At 59.5% G+C, this 25,491-nt stretch carries 19 protein-coding genes; 18 read left to right on the top strand and 1 reads right to left on the bottom strand.

Annotation, left to right across the window (positions count from 1 at the left end):
• Positions 1-27 precede the first annotated feature (27 nt).
• Complete coding sequence (locus tag FD02_RS11555) at positions 28-429, bottom strand: hypothetical protein (RefSeq protein WP_235806710.1); 402 nt, start codon at positions 427-429, stop codon at positions 28-30.
• Between the two features lie 59 nt (positions 430-488).
• Here FD02_RS11555 and FD02_RS09530 point away from each other — a divergent pair, with 59 nt between their 5' ends.
• The 18 genes from FD02_RS09530 (at position 489) to alaS (ending at position 25,450) form a co-directional block, all read left to right on the top strand.
• Positions 489-854 carry a DUF1827 family protein gene (locus FD02_RS09530; protein ID WP_056952209.1) on the top strand — a complete coding sequence of 122 codons (366 nt, stop codon included), beginning with the start codon at positions 489-491 and terminating at the stop codon, positions 852-854.
• A gap of 130 nt (positions 855-984) precedes the next feature.
• Entirely contained in the window at positions 985-2,820 is a 1,836-nt protein-coding gene (locus FD02_RS09525) for an APC family permease (protein WP_056951971.1), read from the top strand.
• Between the two features lie 102 nt (positions 2,821-2,922).
• Positions 2,923-5,493 carry a DNA mismatch repair protein MutS gene (gene mutS / locus FD02_RS09520; RefSeq protein ID WP_056951969.1) on the top strand — a complete coding sequence of 857 codons (2,571 nt, stop codon included), beginning with the start codon at positions 2,923-2,925 and terminating at the stop codon, positions 5,491-5,493.
• A gap of 4 nt (positions 5,494-5,497) precedes the next feature.
• Positions 5,498-7,411: a DNA mismatch repair endonuclease MutL gene (mutL, locus tag FD02_RS09515; RefSeq protein WP_056951967.1), complete on the top strand. Its 1,914-nt coding sequence runs from the start codon at positions 5,498-5,500 to the stop codon at positions 7,409-7,411.
• 37 nt (positions 7,412-7,448) lie between these two features.
• Positions 7,449-8,030, top strand: a complete 582-nt coding sequence (gene ruvA, locus FD02_RS09510) for a Holliday junction branch migration protein RuvA (protein WP_056951965.1) — start codon at positions 7,449-7,451, stop codon at positions 8,028-8,030.
• A gap of 14 nt (positions 8,031-8,044) precedes the next feature.
• Positions 8,045-9,052 (top strand): Holliday junction branch migration DNA helicase RuvB, encoded by a 1,008-nt coding sequence (gene ruvB / locus FD02_RS09505; RefSeq protein ID WP_056951963.1) that lies wholly within the window; start codon positions 8,045-8,047, stop codon positions 9,050-9,052.
• A 12-nt stretch (positions 9,053-9,064) separates the two neighbouring features.
• A complete protein-coding gene (gene queA, locus FD02_RS09500) occupies positions 9,065-10,102 on the top strand; it encodes a tRNA preQ1(34) S-adenosylmethionine ribosyltransferase-isomerase QueA (RefSeq protein WP_056951961.1) in 1,038 nt (345 codons plus the stop codon).
• 9 nt (positions 10,103-10,111) lie between these two features.
• On the top strand, positions 10,112-11,254 hold the full coding sequence (gene tgt / locus FD02_RS09495; RefSeq protein ID WP_056951959.1) for a tRNA guanosine(34) transglycosylase Tgt: 1,143 nt from the start codon (positions 10,112-10,114) through the stop codon (positions 11,252-11,254).
• 68 nt (positions 11,255-11,322) lie between these two features.
• Positions 11,323-11,736 carry a preprotein translocase subunit YajC gene (gene yajC / locus FD02_RS09490; protein WP_056951957.1) on the top strand — a complete coding sequence of 138 codons (414 nt, stop codon included), beginning with the start codon at positions 11,323-11,325 and terminating at the stop codon, positions 11,734-11,736.
• Between the two features lie 229 nt (positions 11,737-11,965).
• A complete protein-coding gene (gene adhE, locus FD02_RS09485; protein ID WP_056951955.1) occupies positions 11,966-14,578 on the top strand; it encodes a bifunctional acetaldehyde-CoA/alcohol dehydrogenase in 2,613 nt (870 codons plus the stop codon).
• Positions 14,579-14,669: 91 nt separating this feature from the next.
• Entirely contained in the window at positions 14,670-15,314 is a 645-nt protein-coding gene (locus FD02_RS09480) for a metal-dependent transcriptional regulator (protein ID WP_054722479.1), read from the top strand.
• Positions 15,315-15,324: 10 nt separating this feature from the next.
• Complete coding sequence (gene zwf, locus FD02_RS09475) at positions 15,325-16,806, top strand: glucose-6-phosphate dehydrogenase (protein WP_056951952.1); 1,482 nt, start codon at positions 15,325-15,327, stop codon at positions 16,804-16,806.
• 60 nt (positions 16,807-16,866) lie between these two features.
• A complete protein-coding gene (dinB, locus tag FD02_RS09470; protein WP_054722477.1) occupies positions 16,867-17,970 on the top strand; it encodes a DNA polymerase IV in 1,104 nt (367 codons plus the stop codon).
• Between the two features lie 61 nt (positions 17,971-18,031).
• Positions 18,032-19,348, top strand: coding sequence for a DRTGG domain-containing protein (locus FD02_RS09465; protein ID WP_056951950.1), 1,317 nt, complete (start codon positions 18,032-18,034; stop codon positions 19,346-19,348).
• A 1-nt stretch (position 19,349) separates the two neighbouring features.
• The gene (locus FD02_RS09460; RefSeq protein ID WP_054722475.1) at positions 19,350-20,309 is read left to right on the top strand and encodes a DHH family phosphoesterase; all 960 of its coding nucleotides are present in this window, start codon (positions 19,350-19,352) and stop codon (positions 20,307-20,309) included.
• The gene (locus FD02_RS09455) at positions 20,302-21,648 is read left to right on the top strand and encodes a DEAD/DEAH box helicase (RefSeq protein WP_056951948.1); all 1,347 of its coding nucleotides are present in this window, start codon (positions 20,302-20,304) and stop codon (positions 21,646-21,648) included. Before FD02_RS09460 ends, FD02_RS09455 begins: the two co-directional genes overlap by 8 nt.
• 23 nt (positions 21,649-21,671) lie before the next feature.
• Positions 21,672-22,559 (top strand): hypothetical protein, encoded by an 888-nt coding sequence (locus tag FD02_RS09450; RefSeq protein ID WP_054722473.1) that lies wholly within the window; start codon positions 21,672-21,674, stop codon positions 22,557-22,559.
• A 245-nt stretch (positions 22,560-22,804) separates the two neighbouring features.
• On the top strand, positions 22,805-25,450 hold the full coding sequence (gene alaS, locus FD02_RS09445) for an alanine--tRNA ligase (RefSeq protein WP_056951946.1): 2,646 nt from the start codon (positions 22,805-22,807) through the stop codon (positions 25,448-25,450).
• Positions 25,451-25,491 lie beyond the last annotated feature (41 nt).

Here is a 25,491-nt window from a genome sequence, read left to right as displayed (position 1 = left end):
CGCCGCTTCTTTTTTGTTGCCGAACGATTAATGTGAACCGCGTGGGCACATTCGCTCGCGCGGTTTTCGCGTGACTGGGAGCAACCGACGGAGCTGGCTATTTGCCAAGCCCGGGCGCACCGCGGGAAAATTTCGGGAAGCCTTGACGCCCAAGGCCTCACGACGCTGGTCGCGAAAATCCCTGCGCCGCTGTGCACAGCAATTTTTGGGGGATTGAGAATCGGTGGTCGGCCTGGCCGAAATCGCGCCTATTTCGCCGAGCTTGGCCGCCGCGAATCGCGCAAACCCTTGGGCCCGTTGGCGTGAAGGCCGGTCGCCGGGAATGTGAACCGCATGGGCAAAAACGCCTAATTCGTGAACAAATTTCAGTACCTGTCTGCAATTTGTGAACACGATGTCACCGAGCTTTTTCGCGGCATTTTTGTCCACGTTCGGTTTTTCGCGCTGGTTCGTGGCTGTGGTAAACTGGAGAAAAGGATGTGATGCTGATGAAACTCATCGAAAACCCAATTCGTCTTAACGCCAGCCTCCACAAGATGCTGCCGTACACGATTCGCCATTTGTACGGCAACGCGCCAAGTGTGAAGAGCTTCCGGTTGTTCACGCTGGGGTCGGTGCACGTGTACCAAATCGAAGGCTTTGACAAGCTGGACATCATCCTCACCCATGATCATCGGACCATCAAGCAAGCCGAGCTCGACTTCGTGTTGGGCAAGCTGCTGCCTGGGGTCGACCCGAAGACCTTGACGATCAATCATGCCGCCAAGGATGAAATTGAAGGCGAGGTCCACCGCAAGATTCGCGTCAAGGACCTGGTGATTGTTGAACAACCAACGCCGACTAGCGCGGCTTAACCCGCCACCCACCACCACGCCATGCGTGACGGTGGGCTTTTTTTTGGCATGATGATAGTATTGAAGTAGCGGGTGCGTTAGAATGGCATAGTTTGATTTTTGACAACACGAGCTGAAATGGAGCAGATGCATGAATCACTTGAAACGCCTCTTGGTGGGCAAACCGTTGAAATCCTCCGAAGAAGGCGGACAAAAACTAGGCAAGTTCAAGGCGCTGGCGATGCTCAGCAGCGACGCGCTGTCCAGTGTGGCGTATGGGACCGAGCAAATCGTCTTGGTGCTCACCACACTGTCGGCGGCGGCGATTTGGTATTCGCTGCCGATTGCGCTGTTCGTGTTGATTCTGTTGCTGGCGTTGACGCTGTCTTACCGCCAGATTATCTATGCTTACCCGAGTGGCGGCGGCGCCTACCTGGTGGCCAGCGAAAACCTGGGCAAAAATGCCGGGCTGGCTGCCGGTGGCTCGCTGTTAATCGACTACATGCTGACCGTGGCGGTGTCGACGTCGGCGGGGGCCGAGGCGATCATTTCGGCGATTCCGGCGTTGTACGGCCACCAAGTTGCCATTTCGCTGGTGATCATCGTGCTCTTGACCACGATGAACCTGCGGGGGATGAGCGAATCGGCGTCGTTTTTGATGGTGCCGGTGTACTTATTCGTCGCGTCGATTACGGCGATGATTCTTTGGGGGTTGTACCAGATCCTCACCGGCGCGATTCCGTACCACGCGACAGCCGTCGTCGGCGGAGTCGTGCCCGGCATCACGATGGCCTTGATCTTCCGCGCGTTTTCCAGCGGGTCGAGTTCCTTGACCGGGGTCGAAGCTATCAGTAATGCCGTGCCGTTTTTCAAAAAGCCGCGGGAGCATAACGCCGCGGGCACCTTGGCCATCATGGCGACGATTCTGGGCTTCTTCTTTGCCGGCATCACCTTCTTGAACTACTGGTACGGCATCGTGCCGGCGCCGAAGGTCACGGTGCTGGCGCAGGTGGCCGCCGCGACGTTTGGCGGCCACGGGGTGATGTATTACGTCATCCAGTTTGCCACGGCGTTGATTCTGGCGGTGGCCGCCAACACCGGCTTCTCCGCGTTTCCCGTCTTGGCTTACAACATGGCCAAGGACAAGTTTCTGCCGCACATGTACCTCGACCGCGGCGACCGGCTGGGCTATTCCAATGGCATCTTGACCTTGGCGGTGGGCAGCGGCTTGTTGATTGCGCTGTTTCATGGCTCCACCGAGCGCCTGATTCCGTTGTATGCGGTGGGCGTGTTCATTCCGTTTACGTTGTCGCAAACTGGGATGATTCGCCACTGGTGGAAGCGCCACGTGACGGAGCCCGGGTGGCTGGGCAAATCGGTGGCCAACTTCGCCGGGGCGTTGATTTCGTTTGCCATTTTGGTGATTCTCTTCGCCTACCGCCTGCCGGACATCTGGCCGTTTTTCATCATCATGCCGGCCTTGGTCGTGGTGTTCTATAAGATTCACGATCACTACAGCAAGGTCGCCGCGCAGCTGCGCCTGCCGAGTACCGTGCAGACGCATGAATACGCGGGCAGCACGGTGATCGTGCTGGTCGGCAACGTCACCAGGGTGACCCGCGGGGCGTTGAATTATGCGCAAACCATCGGCGATTACGTCATCGCCATGCACGTGTCGATGGACGAGAATCCCAACAAGGAACACGAGACGCAAAGCGAGTTCAAGCAGGACTTCCCAGACGTGCGCTTCGTCGATGTGCATTCGTCTTACCGCTCGGTGGAAGGCCCGGTGATCCGCTTCGTCGACATCATCGCCAAAAACGCGGCCAAGCGGAACTTCACCACCACCGTGTTGATTCCGCAGTTTGTGCCGCGCAAGCGGTGGCAAACCATCCTGCACAACCAAACCAACATCCGCTTGCGCGCGGCGTTTGCCAGTCGGGAAAACGTGATTATCGCCACGTATAGTTACCACTTGAAGCAATAATGACCCATTGCCGCTTGCGCGTCGCCTGGTTGGCGACGCGTTTTGCTTTGCCCAGAACAATGGTAAAATGTAAGGAACGTCCGCGTGAAAAGAGGTGGGTTCATGCCGCAACAAACCAGCGAAACGCCCATGATGCAACAGTACATGGCGATTAAAAACCAGTATCCGGATGCGTTTTTGTTTTACCGCATCGGGGACTTTTACGAATTGTTTTACGACGACGCCATTAAAGGCTCGCAGTTGTTGGAGTTGACCCTGACGGCGCGCAACAAAAGCGCGGCCGACCCAATCCCCATGTGCGGGGTGCCGCACCACGCCGTGCAAAGCTACATCGACATCCTGATCGACCACGGCGACAAGGTGGCCATTTGTGAACAAATGGAAGACCCGAAAACCGCCGTGGGCATGGTCAAGCGCGAAGTAATTCAGCTGGTCACCCCCGGCACGAAGATGGCGGTGAAGGCCGGTGAAGCCAAAAGCAACAACTACCTCACCGCGGTGATTGCGGCCAAGCACCAATATGGTTTTGCCTACACCGACTTGTCCACCGGCGAGCTGAAGGTCACCACCTTGGCCAGCCAGTTCAGCCTGCAAAACGAATTGGCGGCGCTCAACACGCGCGAAGTCGTGACGCGGCCCGACGCCGACGCCGCCCTGACGGCGTTGCTCCACCAAGGCGACCGACTCGTCTCCACGCAAGCCGACACCGGCGCCGCCGCCGAGGCTAGCTACGTCACGCAAGGCCTAACGGATTCCTTGCAACAAGCCGTCGTCACCTTGCTGATGCAGTACTTGCTGGCAACGCAAAAGCGCAGCCTCGCGCATATCCAGACTGCCGTTGCGTACACCACCGCCAATTACCTGGAGATGGATCAAGACGCCCGGGTCAACCTCGACATCTTGAAAAATAGCCGCACCGGCCTCAAAGGCGACACCTTGCTCAGCGTCTTGGACCAAACCAAAACGGCGATGGGCGGGCGGCTGTTGAAGCAGTGGCTGGACCGGCCGCTGCTCGATATCGCCGCCATCAGCCCCCGCCAAAAACGCGTTCAGGACTTGTTGGACCACTACTTTGAACGCAGCGAGCTACAAGCGCGCTTGACCAAGGTGTACGACTTGGAACGCCTGGCCGGCCGCGTCGCGTTTGGCAACGTCAACGGCCGCGACTTGATTCAGCTGCAAACGTCACTGGACCAGATTCCGGCGTTGCAGGAGATTCTCGGCAAGCTCGACGATGGTAGCTTCAAGGCCTTGCGCGAGCACCTCGATCCGGTGGCCGACATCGCCGGCTTGATTCGGCGCGCCATCGAACCCGACCCGCCGATTAGCGTCACTGATGGCGGCGTGATTATGCGCGGCTACAACCAGCAGCTGGACGACTACCGCGACGCCATGGCCAACTCCAAGCAGTGGATTGCCGAACTCGAAGCCCAAGAGCGCGAAGCCACCGGCATCCACAACTTACGGATTCGCTACAACAAGGTGTTTGGCTACTACATCGAAATCACCAAGGCCAACCTCGCCAAGGTGCCGGCGGGGCGCTATGAACGCAAGCAAACCTTGACCAACGCCGAGCGCTTTAGCACGCCGGCCCTAAAAGAAAAGGAAAGTCTCATTCTCACCGCCCAAGAGTCCAGCACGGCCCTGGAGTACCAGTTATTCCAAGAGATTCGCGACCAGGTCAAGGCGCAAATCACGCGGCTGCAGGCGTTGGCCGCACAAGTGGCGATGCTCGATGTGCTGCAAAGCTTTGCCGTGGTCGCGGAGAACAATCACTATGTGCGGCCGGTGATGCAAGCCGGGACGCATGCCGTGACGATTCACGGCGGGCGCCATCCCGTGGTCGAGCGCGTCTTGGGTAGCCAGCAATACATTCCCAACGACGTGGTGATGGGCGATGACACCGACGTCCTGTTGATCACCGGGCCGAACATGTCCGGGAAAAGCACCTACATGCGCCAGCTCGCCTTGATCGTGGTGATGGCCCAAGCCGGCAGTTTTGTGCCGGCGGATTCGGCGCAGTTGCCGATTTTTGACCAGATCTTCACCCGCATCGGCGCGGCGGACAACCTGGCGGCCGGCCAAAGCACCTTCATGGTGGAAATGATGGAGGCCAACGCCGCCTTGCGCCACGCCACGGCCAGTTCGCTGATCTTGTTTGACGAAATCGGGCGCGGGACGGCGACCTACGACGGCATGGCGCTGGCGCAGGCCATCGTCGAGTATTTGCACGACCACGTGCACGCCAAGACGTTATTTTCCACCCACTACCACGAGCTGACCAGCCTCGCCGACTCCCTTAAGAAACTGCGCAACGTCCATGTCGGCGCCGTCGAGGAAAAAGGCAACCTTGTTTTTCTGCACAAGATGATGCCCGGCCCGGCCGACAAGTCCTACGGGATTCACGTCGCCAAGCTGGCGGGGCTGCCCACGGCGCTGTTGAACCGCGCCGATACCATTCTCACCGACCTGGAAGACACGGCACCGGCCAGCGCCGACACGGTGGCGGAGCCGCCAAGTGACACGCAGCTGAGTCTGTTTACGCCTGAACCGGTGGCGCCGGCCAGCGACCCCATCTTGACCAAGCTCAAGCAGTTTGATTTGATGGGGGCCACGCCGATGGACGCCATGAACCTAATTTATAATCTGCAGAATCGTTTAAAGAAGAAGTGAGCACATGGGAAAAATCCATCAGCTTTCGACCACGCTCAGTAACCAAATCGCGGCCGGGGAAGTCATCGAGCGGCCGGCCAGCGTGGTCAAGGAGCTCGTCGAAAACGCGCTAGACGCCGGCGCCACCCAGGTGGACATCACCGTGGTGGACGCTGGGTTGCGCGAGATTCAAGTCATTGATAACGGCAGCGGCATCGCCGCTTCGGATGTGCCGATTGCCTTTTTACGTCACGCCACGTCGAAAATTCTGACGACGCGTGACTTGTTTAACGTGCATTCGCTTGGGTTCCGCGGCGAGGCGCTGGCAAGCATCGCCGCCGTGGCAGACGTGACGCTGGAAACCGCCACCGAAAGCGGCCTCGGCACGGTGGCCCACATCGCCGGCGGCCAGCTCGACGACACTCACGCCGCGGCGGTGCGCCAAGGCACGCAGATCACTGTGCGCGACTTGTTTTACAACACGCCGGCGCGCCTGAAGTATGTGAAGTCGCAGCAAACCGAGCTGGCGCGCATCGTCGACATCGTCAACCGCTTGGCGCTGGCGCATCCCGAGGTGGCCTTGACCCTGCGTCACGACCAGAACCTCGTGTTGAAAACCGCCGGCCACGGCGACTTGCAACAAACGCTGGCGGGCATCTATGGTGTCAGCACGGCCAAGGCGATGGTGGCATTTGCCGGTGAAGACCTCGACTTTCACGTCAGCGGCTACACGAGCCTGCCTGACACCACCCGCGCCAGTCGCAACTACCTGAGCATCATGATCAACGGCCGCTACATCAAGAATTATCAGCTGGTGAAGGCCTTGATCGCCGGCTACGGGTCGAAGCTCATGGTCGGCCGCTACCCGATTGCCGTGGTGGCTGTCACCATGGATCCATTACTGGTCGACGTCAACGTGCACCCGACCAAGCAGGAGGTACGCCTCAGCAAGGAAGCACAACTGGCCGCGCTGTTAACCCAAACGATTCGCGACCGCCTGGCCAAAGAAAACCTGATTCCCGACGCCTTGACCAACCTGCGCCACCGCGAGCCGGTGGACATGGCCGCGTTGACCGAGTCGCTGAATGCCGCCAGCAACGCCTCGGCCCAGCCGACCCCAGCGCCGCAGCCGGCCACGACGGTGCGTGAACCGGTCGCTTCGGCGCCAGGCAGTGCCGTGCCCACTGATGCCGCCTCTGCCGAGCCGGATCTCGGCTTAAGTATCACCGAGCTGGATGACCGGCCGATTTTCACCGAACCCGACCGGCTCGCGGCTTGGGACCAACGTTACGGTGCCGCCGCCCCGGTTGAGCCGGCCGCTACCCCTGACCGCTTTCCGGCGCTTCACTACCTCGCCCAGGTGCATGGCACCTACCTGGTGGCAGAAGGCCCGGATGGCATGTATCTGATCGATCAACACGCCGCTCAGGAACGCGTCAACTACGAGTATTACCGGCAGGCCATCGGCGAGGTCAGTGACGACCAGCAGGCGCTGTTGGTGCCAATCGTCTTGGATTATCCCGCCAGCGACGCGGTGGCGATTCGCGCCGCCAAGCCGGTGCTTGAAAGCGTCGGTTTGTATTTGGAAGACTTCGGCCAAAACACGTTTGCCGTGCGCCAGCACCCGACGTGGTTTAAGGCCGGTCAGGAAGAAAGCACGATTCGCGAAATGGTGGACTGGGTGCTGCGCGACGGCAAGTTGTCGGTGGCCCAGTTCCGCGAGAAAACGGCGATCATGATGAGCTGCAAGCGCGCCATTAAGGCCAACCATCACCTCGATGACCGCCAGGCCGCGGCGCTGTTGACGAAGCTGGCCACCTGCGAGAACCCGTTCAACTGCCCGCATGGCCGGCCGGTGCTGGTGCATTTTTCCGCCACGGACTTGGAGAAGATGTTCAAGCGAATTCAAGACAGTCACCAAAGCTTCGGGCTGGATTAGGCGTATGCTACAATGAGCAGAGTTTCTGGAGGAGAAGATGTACGAATACCTGAATGGCACCATCGCTAGCGTGACGCCCAGCGGCATCGTCGTGGACGTCGGTGGCGTCGGCTACCGCGTGCTCACCGCCAATCCCTACCACTTCACAGTCGGGGAAACCGCTCGCGTGTATGTGCAGCAAATCATCCGCGACACCGAGCAAAGTCTGTACGGCTTTGCGACCGAAGAAGACAAGGCGACGTTTAATCAGCTCCTCACCGTCACCGGCATCGGGCCGAAGTCGGCGCTGGCCATTTTGGCTAACGCCGACCCGGCCGGGCTGGCCAGCGCGGTGGCCGCAGACGACGTGACCTTTTTGACGAAGTTTCCCGGCGTCGGTAAGAAAACCGCCCAGCAAATCATTCTCGACTTAAAGGGCAAGCTGGCCGTGGGCGCGGCTGAGGTCGCCCCGGCGGCTGCGCCGTCGGTGGCGCCCGCCTTGGCTGATGCCTTGGCGGCGCTCACCGCGCTGGGTTATGCCGAGCGCGACGTGGCCAAGGTCGGCAAGGCGCTGGCCAAGGCGCCGGCGACCACGACTGAGGCCTACCTCAGCCAAGGCTTAGCATTGTTAACTAAGTAGAAAGGAGGCGCGCCGTGGCAGATCAAGACCGCCTGGTGGCTTCGGACAGCGAATCCGCCGCCGAAGCCAGTATCGAAAAAAGTCTGCGCCCGCAGAAGTTAGCCGAATATATCGGCCAAGAGCCGGTCAAGGCCCAGCTGGCCGTGGCGATTCAAGCCGCGCAAAAGCGCCAAGAAGCGCTGGATCACGTGTTGCTTTACGGCCCGCCTGGCTTGGGTAAAACGACGCTGGCGTTGGTGATTGCCAACGAGCTTGGCGTCAACATCCGCACCACCAGCGGCCCGGCCATTGAAAAACCGGGCGACCTGGTGGCGATGTTAAACGAATTGCAACCTGGCGACGTGTTGTTCATCGACGAGATTCATCGCCTGCCTAAAATTGTCGAGGAAATGTTGTACTCGGCGATGGAGGACTTCTATGTCGACATCGTCGTCGGCCAAGGCCCCACCGCCCATCCCGTGCATTTTCCGCTGCCGCCGTTCACCTTGGTGGGGGCGACGACGCGCGCCGGCATGTTGGCGGCGCCGTTGCGCGACCGCTTCGGCATTCGCGTGCACATGGCGTATTATCCAGCCGCTGAGTTGACGGAAATCGTGCTGCGCACCGCCGATATTTTTCACCTGACGCTGCCGAAAGAAAGCGCCTATGAAATCGCGCGGCGCTCGCGCGGCACGCCGCGCATCGCCAACCGGCTGTTGCGCCGGGTGCGCGACTACGCCGAGGTGGCGGAAGTCGCCCCGGTATCGGTAGCCATCGTCGATAAAGCACTGGCGGCGTTAGCCGTCGACGACCAAGGGCTCGATGCCATCGACCGCAAGTTGTTGATGATGATGATCCGCGACTACGATGGCGGCCCGGTGGGATTGGCCACGATTGCCGCCAACATCGGCGAGGAAACGGCCACCATCGAGGAAATGTATGAACCATATCTGTTGCAAATCGGCTACTTGAAACGGACGCCGCGGGGGCGCATGGTCACCCCGGCCGGGTTCGCCCACCTCGACATGCCGTACTCACATTAGACGGGAAGGATTATTGTGTTAACCACTGAAGATTTTGACTACGATTTGCCGCATGAACTGATCGCCCAAACCCCGCTGAAGGAACGCGACGCCAGCCGGATGCTGGTGCTCAACGCCACCACCGGCGACATGGCGGATAAGCATTTTTATGATATTCTCGACTACCTGAACCCCGGCGACGCGGTGGTCATGAACGACACGCGCGTGATGCCGGCGCGGCTGTACGGCGTTAAGCCGGATACCGGCGCGCACATGGAAGTCTTGTTGCTGCACAATACTGAAGGCGACCAGTGGGAAACCTTGATGAAGCCGGCGCGCAAGGCCCCGGTTGGCGCCGAAATCGATTTTGGAGACGGCTTGTTGAAGGCGACGGTGATCAAGGAGCTCGATCACGGCGGCCGCATCATTGAGTTTCACTACGATGGCATCTTCATGGAGATTCTCGACCAGCTCGGCGAAACGCCGCTGCCGCCTTACATCAATGCCAAGCTCGACGATTCGGAGATGTACCAAACCGTTTACGCCAAGGAGGTCGGCTCGGCCGCCGCGCCGACTGCCGGGTTGCACTGGACCGAAGACCTGCTGGCCAAAGCTAAGGCCAAGGGCGTGCACCTGGTGTATTTGACCTTGCACGTCGGCTTGGGCACCTTCCGGCCGGTGTCCGTCGACAACATCGAGGACCACAAGATGCACAGCGAGTTTTACCGGTTTAGCCAAGAAGCGGCCGACGAGCTGAACGACGTGCGCAATCACGGCGGGCGCATCATCGCCACTGGCACCACGTCGATTCGGACGCTGGAAACCATCGGCACCAAGTTTGACGGCGAGATCAAAGCCGACTCGGGCTGGACCGACATTTTCATCAAGCCGGGGTACCAGTGGCGCTTGGTCGATGCCTTCATCACCAACTTCCACCTGCCGAAGTCCACGCTGGTGATGCTGGTGGCGAGCTTCACCGGCCGCGAGCGCATCTTGAACGCTTATCAGCACGCCATCCAAGAACGGTATCGCTTCTTTAGCTTCGGCGATGCCATGTTCATCCACAAGTAAGGAGTCGTTATGCAACCAGCCGTCACCTACCACCTCAAGCACGTCGACAAACACACTGGCGCGCGCCTCGGGGAAATCGTCACCCCGCACGGCACGTTTCCCACGCCGATGTTCATGCCGGTGGGCACCCAAGCGTCGGTCAAGACGCTCTCGCCTGAAGAGCTCGACACGATGGGCGCCGGCATCATCTTGGCCAATACCTACCACTTGTGGCTGCGGCCCGGTGAGGACCTGATTGAAGAAGCCGGGGGCCTGCACCAGTTCATGAACTGGCACAAGGGGTTGCTCACCGATTCCGGCGGGTTTCAGGTCTTTTCCCTCGCCGACATGCGCAACATCACCGAGGAAGGCGTGCACTTCAAGAATCACCTCAACGGCGCCAACATGTTCTTGTCGCCGGAAAAGGCCATCGCTATCGAAAACGCCTTGGGGCCAGACATCATGATGAGCTTCGACGAGTGCCCGCCGTTTTTTGAAAGCTACGATTACGTGGCCAAAAGCGTGGCCCGCACGAGCCGCTGGGCCGAGCGCGGCTTGGCGGCGCACCAGCATCCCGACTACCAGGCGCTGTTTGGCATTGTCCAAGGCGCCGGGTTCAAGGATCTGCGCCAACAAAGCGCGCGCGACTTGGTCAGCCTCGATTTTCCCGGTTATTCCATCGGCGGCTTGTCGGTGGGGGAGTCCAAGGAGGAAATGAATCACGTCTTGGACTTCACCACGCCGCTGTTACCGGCGGACAAGCCGCGGTACCTGATGGGCGTCGGCTCACCGGATGCGTTGATCGACGGCGTGATTCGCGGCATCGACATGTTCGATTGTGTCTTGCCGACGCGGATTGCCCGCAATGGCACGACGATGACCAGCCACGGCCGCGTCGTCATCAAAAACGCCAAGTACGCCCGCGACTTCACGCCGCTTGATCCCGACTGCGACTGCTACACTTGCCGCAACTACACGCGCGCCTACATCCGCCACTTGATTCACACCGACGAGGCCTTCGGGATTCGCCTCACCAGCTACCACAACTTGTATTTCTTGTTGCACCTGATGCAGCAAGTGCGCGACGCCATCGCCCACGACGACCTCGCCGCCTTCCGCGAAGATTTCTTCGAGCGCTACGGTTATAACCGCGCCGACGCAAAGAGTTTCTAGGCTGGTCGCCGGCGAGAAAATCTGTTACAGTACTCTATGATTAAAAAAAGAAAAACGAGGTGCCTAATTTGAGTCAAGGACTATCTATGTTGTTAATGATTGTCGTCTTGTTTGCGTTCATGTACTTCGGGATGATGCGGCCGCAAAAAAAGCAGCAGCAAAAACGCCAAGAAATGCTCAGCGCGATGAAGAAGGGCGACAAAATTGTCACCATTGGCGGCTTGCATGCGGTGATCGATTCCATCGACGAAGCCAAGCAAACCGTTGACCTGGATTGCGACGGGGTGTATTTGACCTTTAACCTCAGCGCCATCCGCGCCGTGAACGAACCAAGCCAGGCTGCCGCACCGGCCACCAAGGTCGTCGCCAAGCCTAAGGCCGAAGCGCAAGCTGATACCAAGACTGAAGATCAGGCTGCTGAACCAGAGGCCGCTGACAGCGACGCCAAAGCCGACACTGACAGCGACACTGACGCCAAGTAAATCAATCAAGCCCTCACTGCGAGGGCTTTTTTGTTGCCGTAAATTGGCCGGTAAGTTCATCACCGTACAAGTAAAAATCGGTAAAATTTTGTTGAGAATGCCGACAATTCGGCACGTTAGAAATCCTTGGTGAAATTTTTCACTAAACCTGTTTACAAGTTCACAATCATCGTGTATATTATGTCTTGTGAAAAGCGTAACGAAATCGTGACTCGTGGAGGGCAAAGATATGCTGAAGGATAAAGCAACGGTGGATACGCAGGCAACAGTGGACGCAATGATTGACGAATTGGTCGCCAACGCCCAAGCGGCGCTGGCCGAAATGAAGGGCTTCGATCAAGCGAAGGTCGACAACATCGTGCACCAAATGGCCATCGCCGGGCTCGATCACCATATGGAGTTGGCCAAACTCGCGGTGGAAGAAACCAAGCGCGGCGTTTATGAAGACAAGGCAATCAAGAACATGTTTGCCACCGAGGAAATCTGGAACACCATCAAGGACGACAAGACGGTGGGCGTGATTGCCGAGGACAAGCAAAAGAACTTGATCTCGATTGCCGAACCAATCGGGGTCATTGCCGGGGTAACGCCGGTGACCAACCCGACGTCGACCACCATGTTTAAAGCCGAGATTGCCATCAAGACGCGCAATCCAATTATTTTTGCTTTCCACCCGCTGGCGCAAAAGAGTTCCGCTCGTGCCCTTGAGGTGATGCGTGACTACGCCAAGCAGGCGGGGCTGCCGGAAGGGGCGTTGCAATACGTGCCGGTGCCAAGCATGGCGGCCACCACGGCGTTGATGAACCACCCAGGCGTCGCGACGATTCTGGCGACTGGCGGCCCGGGCATGGTGAAATCCGCCTATAGTTCCGGCAAGCCGGCGTTAGGCGTTGGGGCCGGGAACGTGCCGGCTTACATCGAGGCCACCGCGGACATCAAGCAGGCCGTCAACGACGTCATCTTGAGCAAGAGCTTCGACAACGGCATGGTGTGCGCCTCCGAGCAGGGCATTATCGTCGACGAGCCGATTTACGCCGACGTCAAGCGCGAGATGCAGGCGCAAGGCGCATACTTCGTCAAGCAAAAGGACCTCAAGCATTTTGAAGAAACGGTGATCGACCTCGACAAGCAGGCTGTGAATCCGAAGATCGTTGGTCAAAGCGCTTGGCAAATCGCCCAGTGGGCCGGCATCGACGTCCCGAAGGAAACACCAATCCTCGTTGCCGAGCTGAAAGGCGTCGGGCCGAAATTCCCACTGTCGCGTGAAAAACTCAGCCCGGTGCTGGCCATGGTGAAAGCAGCCGGGCATGCAGAAGGCTTCGATTTGGCAGAAGGCATGCTCAACGTCGGCGGCCGCGGTCACACGGCGGTGATTCACACCAAGAACGACGACTTGGCGCTGGACTACGCCGATCGCATGAGTGCCTGCCGGATCCTGGTCAACTCGCCGTCGACGATGGGTGGCATCGGGGATCTGTACAACAACATGATTCCGAGCCTCACGCTTGGGTGCGGCTCCTATGGTGGCAACTCCATTTCGCATAATGTGGGGACGATCGACTTGCTGAATATCAAAACCTTGGCCAAGCGCCGCAACAACATGCAATGGGTGAAACTGCCACCGAAGATTTATTTTGAAAAAAACTCGGTGAACTACCTGGAAACGATGGAAGGCCTTGAGCGCGTCTTCATCGTCGGGGATGCCGGCATGGACAAGCTCGGCTACGTGAAGATTGTCGAAGACGTGTTGGCCAAGCGGGACAATCCGGTGCAGATCCAAACCTTCACCGATGTTGAACCCGACCCAAGTACCGACACGGTGTATGCCGGTACCGCGCGGATGCGCGCCTTCAAGCCGGATACCATCGTGGCTATCGGCGGCGGCTCGGTCATGGACGCGGCCAAGGGGATGTGGTTGTTCTACGATGCCGATGGCGACTTCTTCGGCGCCAAGCAGAAGTTCTTGGATATCCGTAAGCGGACCTACAAGTTCCCGAAGCTGAACAAAACTAAGCTCGTGTGCATCCCGACCACGTCTGGGACCGGCTCGGAAGTGACGCCATTTGCCGTCATCACCGATTCGGAAACGGGCATCAAGTACCCGTTGGCTGACTATGCGCTGACGCCTGACGTCGCGCTAGTGGACAGCCAGTTCATCGAAAGTGTGCCGCCAAAGGTGGTTGCCGATACTGGTTTGGACGTGCTGTGCCACGCGACGGAAAGTTACGTCTCGACCATGGCCTCCGATTACACGCGCGGCTTGTCCCTGCAGGCCATCAAGTCTGTGTTTGACCACCTCGTCGACAGCTATAACGGCGACTTGGAGGCCAAGGCGCGGATGCACGACGCCTCGACGATTGCCGGCATGGCGTTTGCCAACGCCTTGCTGGGGATCAACCACAGCATCGCGCACAAGTTGGGCCAAACTTTCCACCTGCCGCACGGCCGCTGCATCGCCATCACGATGCCGCACGTGATTCGCTATAACGCGATGACGCCGCACAAGCGCGCCATTTGGGCAAAGTATGGTTACCACCACGCCGCCGAAGACTACGCCACGATTGCCCGTTACATCGGCCTGCCAGGCAACACCACCGAAGAGCTGGTCGAAGCCTATGTGCAAGCCATCATCGAGCTGGCTGGCCAAGTCAACGTCGACTTGAGTCTGAAGGGTCAAGGCATCAGCAAGGCCGACGTCGTGAACAACGCCGATCGCATCGCCGAGCTGGCCTACGAGGACAACTGCACGGTGACTAACCCGGTAGAGCCTTTGATTGCCGATATGAAGCAAATGGTGCTCGACGAATACGAAGGCCCCGCAAGTAGCGCCAACGTTCGCTAAGCCCCACCCACACGCCTGTGAAAGGGCGTGTTTTTTTACGCCGTTTCGTGCATAATAGGAGTATGAATGCGAGGAAAAAGTAAGAATGCCTATGACCCCAAATAAAGAAGATTATTTAAAAATGATTTTTGAAATCGGTGGCGATACGGCACTGATCAGCAACAAACAAATCGTGGCGGGGCTCAACGTCAGCGCGGCATCGGTCAGCGAAATGGTCACCAAACTCGTGGAGCAAGACTATGTCACCCACACGCCTTACCAAGGCATCAAACTCACCGCCACCGGGTTGAAGGCCGCGGCGCTGTTGGTGCGCAACCACCGGCTGTGGGAAGTGTTCCTGGTGAACTCGCTGGGCTATCCCGTCGACGCGATTCACCAAGAAGCCGAAATGCTGGAGCACGCGACGACGCCAGACATGGCCGACCGCTTGGCGCGCATGCTCGGTAATCCGCTGTACTGCCCGCACGGTGGGGTGATTCCCGACGAAGACGGCCACTATCTGCCGCAAAGTCGCGTGCGGCTGGCCAGCTTGAAGGTCGGCGACAAGGGCCACATCGAGCGGGTCGTCGACGAGGCGGCGGTGATCGACTATATCTTTGCGCTGGGCGTCCACGTCGGCGAGCACTTCACCGTCGTCGCCACCAACGCGGAGAAAATCACGCTGATGCTGGCCCGCTCCGGGGAGCAGGTCGACATCGACCTGCCGCGCGCCGATCACATTTTCGTTCAACTTTAGGGAGGCACACATGACTGAAGAAACCCATGCGGTAATTATTTTGTTCGGCGGGTCGGGGGACTTGGCCCGGCGCAAGCTGTACCCGGCCATGTTTGGACTGTTTCGGCGCGGCCAGTTGTGCCAGCACTTTGCTGTGATTGGTACGGCGCGGCGGCCTTGGAGTGACGCCTATTATCGCGAAATTGTCAGCGCTGCCGTCGAAGACGAACCGGGCGCAACGGCTGGCCAGGTGGCGGCGTTTGCCAGCCATTTTTATTACCAATCCCATGATGTCACCGACGCGGCGCATTACACGACGCTGAAGGACTTGGCGGCTAAGCTCGACGACCAGTATGCCGTTGGCGGTAACCGGCTGTATTACATGGCGATGGCGCCCAGCTTTTTCGCCACGATCGCCACGCACCTGAAGTCCGAGGCGTTGTTGACCAGCACCGGCTTCAACCGCCTGGTCATCGAAAAGCCCTTCGGCCACGATTACGCCTCGGCCAAGGAACTGAACGACTCGATCACCGCGACGTTTGATGAGCACCAAATTTATCGCATCGACCACTACCTCGGCAAGGAAATGGTGCAGGCTATCTTGGCGTTGCGCTTTGCCAACCCGCTGTTCAAGGCGGTATGGAACAAGGATTACATTCAAGACATCCAAATCACGCTGGCCGAGGCGGTGGGCGTCGAGGAGCGCGCGGGGTATTACGAAGGCGCCGGCGCCTTGCGCGACATGGTGCAAAATCACATCATGCAGCTGGTGGCCTACCTGACCATGGCCGAACCCGCAGCCAAAACTGCGGCGGCGATTCACGAGGTCAAAAGCGCGGCTTTTGAGGCGTTGCACGTCTACACGCCGGCTGAAGCCGCGGCCAATTTTGTCCGCGGCCAATACGCCGCCGCGACAATCAACGGCACGCGCATTAACGGTTACCGCGAGGAAACCGGCGTCGCTGCCGATTCGCTGACCGATACGTTTGTTGCCGGCAAGCTTGGGGTCGACTCGCCGAGTTTTGCCGGGGTGCCGATTTACGTCCGCACGGGCAAACGGTTACGGCGCAAGTCGACCCAGGTGACGGTGACGTTTAAGCCGACGACCAGTGGCTTGTTTGCCGGCGCGGCGCCGACGAATTTGACGCTGTACCTGGAGCCGCACCAAGGCTATTCGCTGTTCATCAACGGCAAGCAGCTCGGCACCACCACGGCGCTGATGCCCGAGGAATTGAAGTACCGCCACGACCCACACGCGGCGGCTAATGCCCCTGAGGCCTACGAGCGGCTCATCGGCTCGGCATTGGCCGGGGATGAAACCGACTTTACCCGCTGGCAGGAAGTGGCCGCGGCGTGGCACTTCGTCGACGCCATCGCCGCCGGCTGGGCGGATGACCCGACCATGCCGACGTATCCGGCGGGGTCGATGGGGCCCAGTGAGGCCTTCGAGTTACTGGCCAAGGATGGCCATCAGTGGTTCTGGCAACCGACTCATATTCGGTTGGCAGATTAATATGGGCGAGCCAGCTTGATGATGACTGGCTCGCCTTCTGTGTGGAAAGGAGGGAGCTTCGTGGCGCTGTTTGAGTTGCCGTTGCGCAACGATACGCACCGGCGCATTTTGCACGTCGACATGGACGCATTTTACGCGTCGATTGAAGAACGCGACGCGCCGCAGCTCAAGCGGAGCGCGCTGGTGGTGGCCTATGACCCGCGCCAAACCGGCGGCAAGGGCGTGGTCACAACCGCCAATTACGTCGCGCGGCAATACGGCGTGCATTCCGCGATGCCGGCACAAGAGGCCTTGCGCCTGGTACCGCGGCGCCTATTGACCTTCCAGCCCCCGGACTTCACGAAGTATCGCGCCGTGTCGGATCAGGTTCACGCCTTGTTTCACCAGGTCACCGACTTAATTGAGCCGGTGGCGTTAGACGAAGCCTACCTCGACGTCACGGCCAACCAGGAATTCCCAACGACCATCGACTTGGCCTTGTGGCTTCAGCGCCAAATCATGGCGACCACGCAACTTACCTGTTCCTTTGGCCTGTCTTACAACAAGTTTTTGGCCAAGGAAGCCTCGGAGTACAACAAGCCAAACGGGCGCACCGTCGTCATGCCCGAGCAGGCCTTGGCGTTTTTGGACCGACTGCCAATCGAGGCCTTTCGCGGGGTGGGGAAAAAGACGCTACCGCGCTTGACCGCGCTGGGCGTGGCCACCGGGGCCGACCTGCGCGCTTTATCCCAGGCGACGCTTGTGCAGGAATTTGGCAAGATGGGTCTGGGGCTGTACGAGCATGCCCGCGGGATCGATAACCGCCCGGTGCAGGTGCGGCGCGCCAAGTCGCTGGGCAAGGAGCGCACCTACCGCACGCCGAAAACCACCGATGCGCAGGTTGTCGCGGAACTTGCCCGCCTGGCGGACATGGTGGCCGCGGCGTTGGCCAAGCACCAGCTCCACGGAAAAACGGTGGTGTTGAAGGTGCGCAATACCGAGTTTGAAACCCTAACGCGCCGGGTCACGCTGCCGCAATACGTCGCCAGCGCGCCGGCCATCAACGCCGCAGCGGTGGCGCTGTGGCGGCAGGTGGCACCGGCGGAGCTCAAGTTGCGCCTGTTAGGCATCACGGTGACGAATCTCGCGCCGGCGAGTTTTGAAAACGTCGACCTGCCGGTGTGACAGGCGGCAGCGGCCCATGTGGTATACTGAACAAAATTGACTCTTACAAGGCGGTGGCGGCATGGCAACCAAACACGAACAGATTCTTCATTACATCGCCGGCTTACCCGTCGGCGCTAAGATTTCGGTGCGGTCAATCGCCAAGCACCAGCAGGTCAGCGAAGGCACGGCTTATCGGGCCATCAAAGAGGCCGAAACGACTGGGCTGGTGTCGACGATTGAACGCGTCGGCACGATTCGCATCGAGCAGAAGCCGACCAATAACATCGAAACGCTCACCTTTCGCGCGCTGGTCAAGCTGATCGACGCGCGGGTGTTAGGCGGCTCGGCCGGGTTGGCCAAGCACCTGGACAAGTTTGTCATCGGGGCGATGACGCCGGATGAGATGCTGCGCTACATCACGCCGAATTCCCTGGTCATCATCGGCAACCGCGAAGACGCCCAGGCGCTGGCGGTGCAAAATGGGGCCGCGGTGTTGATCACCGGGGGCTTCATGACCAGCGACGCCGTGATTGCCCAAGCCAACCAGGCGGGGCTGCCGGTGCTGCAAACGAGCTACGACACCTTCACCGTGGCCACGATGATCAACCGGGCGCTGTCCGACCAGGCGATTCGCCAAGACATCATCACCGTCGCCGCGATTTACACGCCACTAGCCGACACCATCAGCGCCCAGCCGTCTGCCACCGTGGCGGACTTTACGGCCTTGCGCGGCGAGCATAACGATTTTGCGCTGCCCATCGTCACCGCCACCGGCCGCTTAGTGGGAATGGTGACGCCGCGCCAAGTTGCCGGTAAGAAACCGACCACGACCTTGGAGCGCATCATGCAAAAAGATCCGCAAACCGTCAAGCCGTACCTGAACGTCACCACCGTCGGCCACACCATGCAAGGCAATGGCCTAGCCGTGTTGCCGGTGGTCGACGACGATTGGCAACTGGTCGGGATTGTCACGCGGAAAAACGTGTTTGCCTGCCTGAGCGAATTAAACGCGCAAGGCGTCGGCTCGACCATCGCCGATTCCATCGGCGCCCAGTTACAACTCGACCCGGCGACCACCGAAGCGCGTGCCGTGTACACCTTGGACACGACGCCGATGATGATCAACAAGCTCGGCGCCGTGTCGGTGGGGGTGCTCAGCGAAGCGGTGAACGGCAGCGTTACCGGCTTTTTGAACCTGCACGGCCGGCGCAATGTGCTGGTCGGCGATTTGACGTTGCGGTCGTTTCGCCCGATTCAAGTCGAGGCGACGGTGACCATCACCGTGGTGCCGCTGCAACTGACGCGCAGCGAAGCGACGCTTGACGTTACCCTCACCACCGATGGGCTGGCCGTGGCCAAGGCCATCGTGACCTGCCAGATTCTAGAAAGGACTTAACATGCTCGACATACAAGCTCAGATTCTTGCCCGGATTCAAGCCGCAGATACCATCATCATTCACCGCCACGTCAATCCCGATCCGGATGCCTTAGGTGCCCAAGGTGGACTGGCGGCTGTGTTGCGCACCAGCTACCCGACCAAGACCGTCTATGTGGTTGGCTCCGACCCGGAAAACTTAAGTTGGTTGGCCACCATGCAAACCATTCCCGACGACACCTATCGTTCGGCGCTGGTGATTGCTGTTGATACCGCCGACACGCCGCGGGTCTCCGATGCGCGGTTTGCCACCGGCGCCGGGTTGATCAAAATCGACCACCACCCCAACGACGACCCATATGGCGAGTTGAATTGGGTGGTGCCTGAGGCCAGTTCGACCAGCGAGCTGATTGCCGATTTGGTGGCGGCGAGCAATGGTCAGTTGCAGCTGACAGCTGAAGCCGCGCGGTTCTTGTATGCGGGTATCGTGGGTGACACCGGGCGGTTCTTGTACGACAACACCAGTCCGCACACGCTCCAGGTTGCGGCCGAATTGATTCGGTACGATTTTGACCCGACGGCGTTGAATAACCGGATGAACCAAATCACCTTGGCGCAAGGCCGCCTGCAGGGGTATGTCTTCGATCACCTGCACATCACGCCTGCCGGTGCCGCCACCGTCGAGATTCCGCTGGCCGTCGTGCAGGAGCTTGGTTTGGATGCCGGTTCCGTGCACGCCGCCGTGGGGACGCCGGGCCGGCTGGGCAATGTCGTTGCCTGGGCAATTTTCGTCGAGCAAGCCGACGCGCCATATCGCGTCAACCTGCGCTCCAAGGGGCCAATCATTAACGAATTGGCCAAGGCGCATCAAGGCGGCGGACATCCGCTAGCCGCCGGCGCCAAGGCGCAAGACCGCGCCGAAATCGATCAGATCACTGCAGAACTCGCGGCCATTGTCGCTAAAGGAACCCAACATGAGTAATCAATTCAGTCAATTCGCCTTGCAGCCGTTTATCCTGCAAGGCCTGACCGCCGCTGGCATCACCACGCCGACCCCGGTGCAGCAACAGGTGATTCCAGTGGTGTTGCGCGGCCAAAGCGTCGTCGGCCAAAGCCAAACCGGTAGCGGCAAGACCCATGCCTTCATGGTGCCATTGTTGAACAACGTCGACGTCACCAAGCAAACGGTGCAGGTGATTATCACCGCGCCGTCGCGGGAGCTGGCCGAGCAGCTGTATCAGGTGGCCACCCAACTGGCTGAGGCTGAACCGGCCCTGCGGATTCACCGCTATGTCGGCGGCACCGACAAGGCCCGTCAGGTGGAAAAATTGCGGCACCAACAGCCGCACGTGGTGATTGGCACGCCGGGACGGATCCTCGATTTGATTCAAGCCGGCGCCTTAGCGAGCCACACCGCCCACGCCTTTGTCGTCGATGAAGCCGACATGACGCTGGACCTGGGGTTCTTACCCGCCATCGACCAAATCGCCGCCACCTTGCCAAAGCAGGTGCAGATGCTGGTGTTTTCCGCGACTATTCCGCAAAAGCTGCAACCGTTTTTGAAAAAATACCTGGCCAATCCGGAAATGATCGAGCTGGCGCCGAGTCATGTCGTGCCGGCCACCGTCACCAACTTGTTGGTAGCGGTGAATGGCCAAGACAAGAACCAGTTAATTTACCGCTTGTTGACGGTGGGCGAGCAGTTCCTCGCGTTGGTATTCGTCAACACGAAGGCCAGCGCCGACCACCTCACCACTTACCTCAAGGCGCAAGGGCTGCGCGTCGCCAAGATTCACGGCGACGTGCCGCCGCGCGAACGCAAGCGCGTGATGAAAGACGTGATGGACCTCAAGTATCAATACGTGGTGGCCACCGACCTGGCGGCGCGCGGCATCGATATTGAAGGCATCTCGCTAGTGATCAATGCGGAGATTCCGCGCGACCCCGACTTCTTCATGCACCGCGTGGGCCGGACTGGCCGCAACGGGTTAGCCGGCACGGCCATCACGCTGTACGAGCCGGGCCAAGAGGCGCAAGTCGGCGAACTGGAGCACCTCGGCATTCACTTTATCCCCAAGCGCCTGAAAAACGGCGAGCTCGTGGATGGCGTCGACCGCAATCGCCGCGAGCATCGCCAAGGCCAACAAACGCCGCAAAGCCTGAAGATTCGCGGCATGGTCAAGAAGGAACAAAAAAAGCGCAAGCCGGGCTACAAGAAGAAGATCAAAAAGGCCGCGGAAAAAGAGGCCTGGTTCAATCGCCGCGTCGCCAAGCGCACTGAGTTGCGGGCGTCGCGCAAGGCGCACAAACAAGACTACTAAACCGCCGAAACGGAGGCATGACGATGGTGCAAGCAGACCTGTGGTGGCCGACGTGGCAGACCTTGCCGTGGAAGCGGCAGGCGCTGTTGATTCACCAAATCAGCCGGTATTTTCTCAGCCCCTTACTGGCCGTGGATGACACGGTGCGCGTGAATGTCACCTATTTCGGGCAGACCTTCACCACCTATGACCTCTTGTGCGGCGGCGAGTGGCTGCGCTTCATCCCGGGGGCCCGGCACGTGCTGCTCGGCGCGCCGACGCCGTTACCCACCGCGTGGCAAGCCTTGCTCGGCGCCGCCACGCTGAGTCCCCAAACTGCGGTCGATGTGTCGCCGATGTTGGTGGCGCGCAAGGCCGTGCCCAGCCTGGAGCAAGTAATTGGCCGCATTGACCTAACCACCCAGCGGTTTTCCGGCGATCATTTTACCTATGTGCCGGTGAAGCCGGCGGTGCTGGCGGCGCTGCAACAAGCCGGTGAGCAAAATTGGCCAGCGACCGTCAGCGGTCAAGGCGTGAGCCTGCATCGACAAAGCGACCACCACTACCAAGTGGCCATCCGCCAAGACTGGCAGCGCCCGGGATTGATTCACGGCCTGCACCGGTACGGGTTTGATTTGTTGACCGAGCATCAATACGAATATGTGATGAGCGGCGGGCTGGCTCAGGCCACGCCGTGGGGCAACACCTTGCCGGCGCCATTGCCGCGCTACGTGCCGAATCGCTTCGGCTTGACGGTGCCGGTGGCGCGGGCTGGCAGCGAGTTGATTGCCGAGGAGTGGGGGAAAAGCACGGCGCTGCAGCCGCCGCTAGCCGCTGCGCAGGTTGCCGCGTTGAGCCCCTGGTTCCGCACGCCGGCGCCGGCCTTTGCCACCAGCACATACCGCAAGGTGGCGGTGATTCGCCTCGATTGAGTTTGACACTGGGCGACACCATTCGTATAATGACTGACGTTAGGACATGCGGGTAGCTTCAGGCAACCAACCAGAAAACGGTCTCGTGGCTGAGAGGACCGTGGTTGTCGCCACTCGCGCTCCCTGATCGACAATTAATCGATAATGAAGAGGTAACAATCAACATCGTTGCAACCAAGGTGGTACCGCGCGTGAGCGTCCTTGGATTCGCAGCGGTGTTTTCATTTTTTTTGAGGAGGCAACACATGAAGCAGTTGAGTAGCGCTCAGATTCGCCAGATGTTTCTGGATTTTTTCAAGAGTAAGGGGCACGACGTCGAGCCTAGCGCCAGCCTGATTCCCGTCGACGACCCGACGTTGTTGTGGATCAATTCCGGCGTGGCCACGCTGAAGAAGTATTTCGATGGCACGGTCATCCCGAAGAACCCGCGGATTACCAACGCCCAGAAGTCGATTCGCACCAACGATATCGAAAACGTCGGCAAGACGGCGCGGCACCTGACGTTTTTTGAGATGCTCGGGAACTTTTCCGTCGGCGACTACTTCAAGGAACAGGCGATTCCGTGGGCCTGGGAGTTTCTGACCAGCCCCGACTGGTTGGCCATGGACCCGGCCAAGTTATATGTCACCGTCTACCCGAAGGACACCGAGGCCAAGCGAATTTGGCACGAGGTGGTGGGGTTGCCGGAGGACCACATCGTGCCGGTTGACGACAACTTCTGGGACATCGGCGAAGGCCCCAGCGGCCCGGACTCCGAAATCTTCTACGACCGCGGCCAAAGCTTCAACAACGTGGCCGAAGGCAATCCGGAAAACTACCCAGGCGGCGAAAACGAGCGCTACCTCGAGGTGTGGAACATCGTGTTCTCCGAGCTCAATCACCTGCCAGACGGGCGCTTCGTCGAGCAGCCGCATAAGAACATCGATACCGGCATGGGCCTCGAGCGCCTGGTGGCCATCGTGCAAAACACCAAGACGAACTTCGAAACCGACCTGTTCATGCCGATCATTCGCCATACCGAGGAATTAAGCGCCGGGCGCAAGTACGGGGCCAGTGCCAAAGATGACGTGGCCTTTAAAATCATTGCCGACCACGCGCGGACGGTGACGTTTGCCATTGGGGATGGCGCCTTGCCGAGCAATGAAGGCCGCGGCTACGTGCTGCGCCGCTTGATTCGCCGCGCCGTGTTGAATGGCCAAAAACTTGGCATCGAGCATGATTTTCTCTACGAGCTGGTGCCGGTCGTCGCTGACATCATGCACAGCTACTACCCAGAAATCGCCAAGAACCAGGCCTTCATCCAAAAGGTCATCCGCGGCGAAGAGGCGCGCTTCCGCGAAACGCTGGCCGGCGGGGTCACGCTGTTGAACCAAACCATCGCCGACTTGCAGGCTAACGGCGAAACCGAGATTCCTGGCGCCACTGCCTTTAAGCTGTTTGATACCTTTGGCTTCCCGGTGGAAATGACGCAAGAATACGCCAATGATAACGGCATGAGCGTCGACATGACCGGCTACGAGGCCGAAATGACCAAGCAGCGCGAACGGGCGCGCGCCGCTCGCGGCGACGAGCAGTCGATGGGCAGCCAAAACAAGTTGCTGATGGACATCAAGACGCCAAGCCAGTTTGTCGGCTACGACGACCTCGACGTCAAGGACGCCAAGCTGCTGGATATCATTACACCAGCCGGCACAGTCGCCAAGCTCGACCACGGTACCGCCCAGCTGCTCTTCGACCGCACGCCGTTTTACGCCGAAATGGGGGGCCAAGTGGCCGATCACGGCGAGATTCGCCAGGCGGATGGTACGGTGGTAGCGACGGTGAGCGATGTGCAACACGCGCCGAATGGCCAAAACCTGCATACCGTGACGATTCAAGCGCCGCTGGCCGTCAATGCGACGTACTGGTTAAGCGTTGAGCCGATTCGCCGCAAGAAGGTGTCGCAGAATCATACCGCGACCCACTTGCTGGATTCCGCCCTGCGCCAGGTGCTTGGTGAGCACACCCACCAGGCCGGTTCGTTGGTTGAACCCGACTACCTGCGCTTTGACTTCACGAACTTCGGACAGGTCACGCCGGAAGAGCTGCGACAAGTCGAGCAAATCGTCAATGAACAGATTTGGCGCGCCTTGCCGATTACCTGGCGGGAAATGCCGATTGACGAAGCTAAAAAGCTCGGCGCCATTGCGATGTTCGGCGACAAGTACGGCGACATCGTGCGCGTCGTGACCATTGGCGACTTCAACCAGGAATTCGATGGCGGCACGCATCCGCACAACACCAGCGCGTTGGGCTTGTTTAAGATCACCAGCGAAACCGGCATCGGCGCCGGCGTGCGGCGCGTTGAAGCCGTGACCTCAAAAGAAGCTTACGAATACCTGACCAAGCAAGAAGACACGCTCAGCGCCACGGCGCACACCTTGAAGCTGGATCAGCTAGACGCGGTACCGCACAAGGTGGCACAGCTGCAAGCCGACTTGAAGGCCGCTCAAAAGACGGTGGAAGGCCTGCAAGCCAAGCTTGCCAGCCAAGCCGCCAGTGGCATTTTTGACCAAGTTGAAACGGCCGGCCAGTACAGCTTGATTGCCCAAGCCGTATCGGTGGCGGGGATGAATGAACTGCGCCAGTTGGCCGACCAATGGCACGACAAGGGCAGCTCCGACATTCTCGTGTTGGCCACGGCGGTGGGCGACAAGGCCAACTTGCTGGTAGCCGTCGCCCCGGCGGCGGTGAAGGCTGGCGTCAAGGCCGGCGATTTGATCAAAGCCATCGCGCCGCAAGTCGGCGGCGGTGGCGGCGGCCGACCGGACATGGCCCAAGCCGGCGGGAAAAATCCGGCCGGGATTCCGGCGGCCTTAGCGGCGGCAAAGGAAACGGTTGCCGGGTTGTAGTTTCCTTGTTGTTTTCGCCAGTTTCAAGTAGAATATAGGGC

This window comes from Lacticaseibacillus nasuensis JCM 17158 (assembly GCF_001434705.1).
In the GTDB taxonomy this organism is placed as follows: Bacteria; Bacillota; Bacilli; order Lactobacillales; family Lactobacillaceae; genus Lacticaseibacillus; species Lacticaseibacillus nasuensis.
This window is presented reverse-complemented; position numbering and strand designations above follow the sequence as displayed.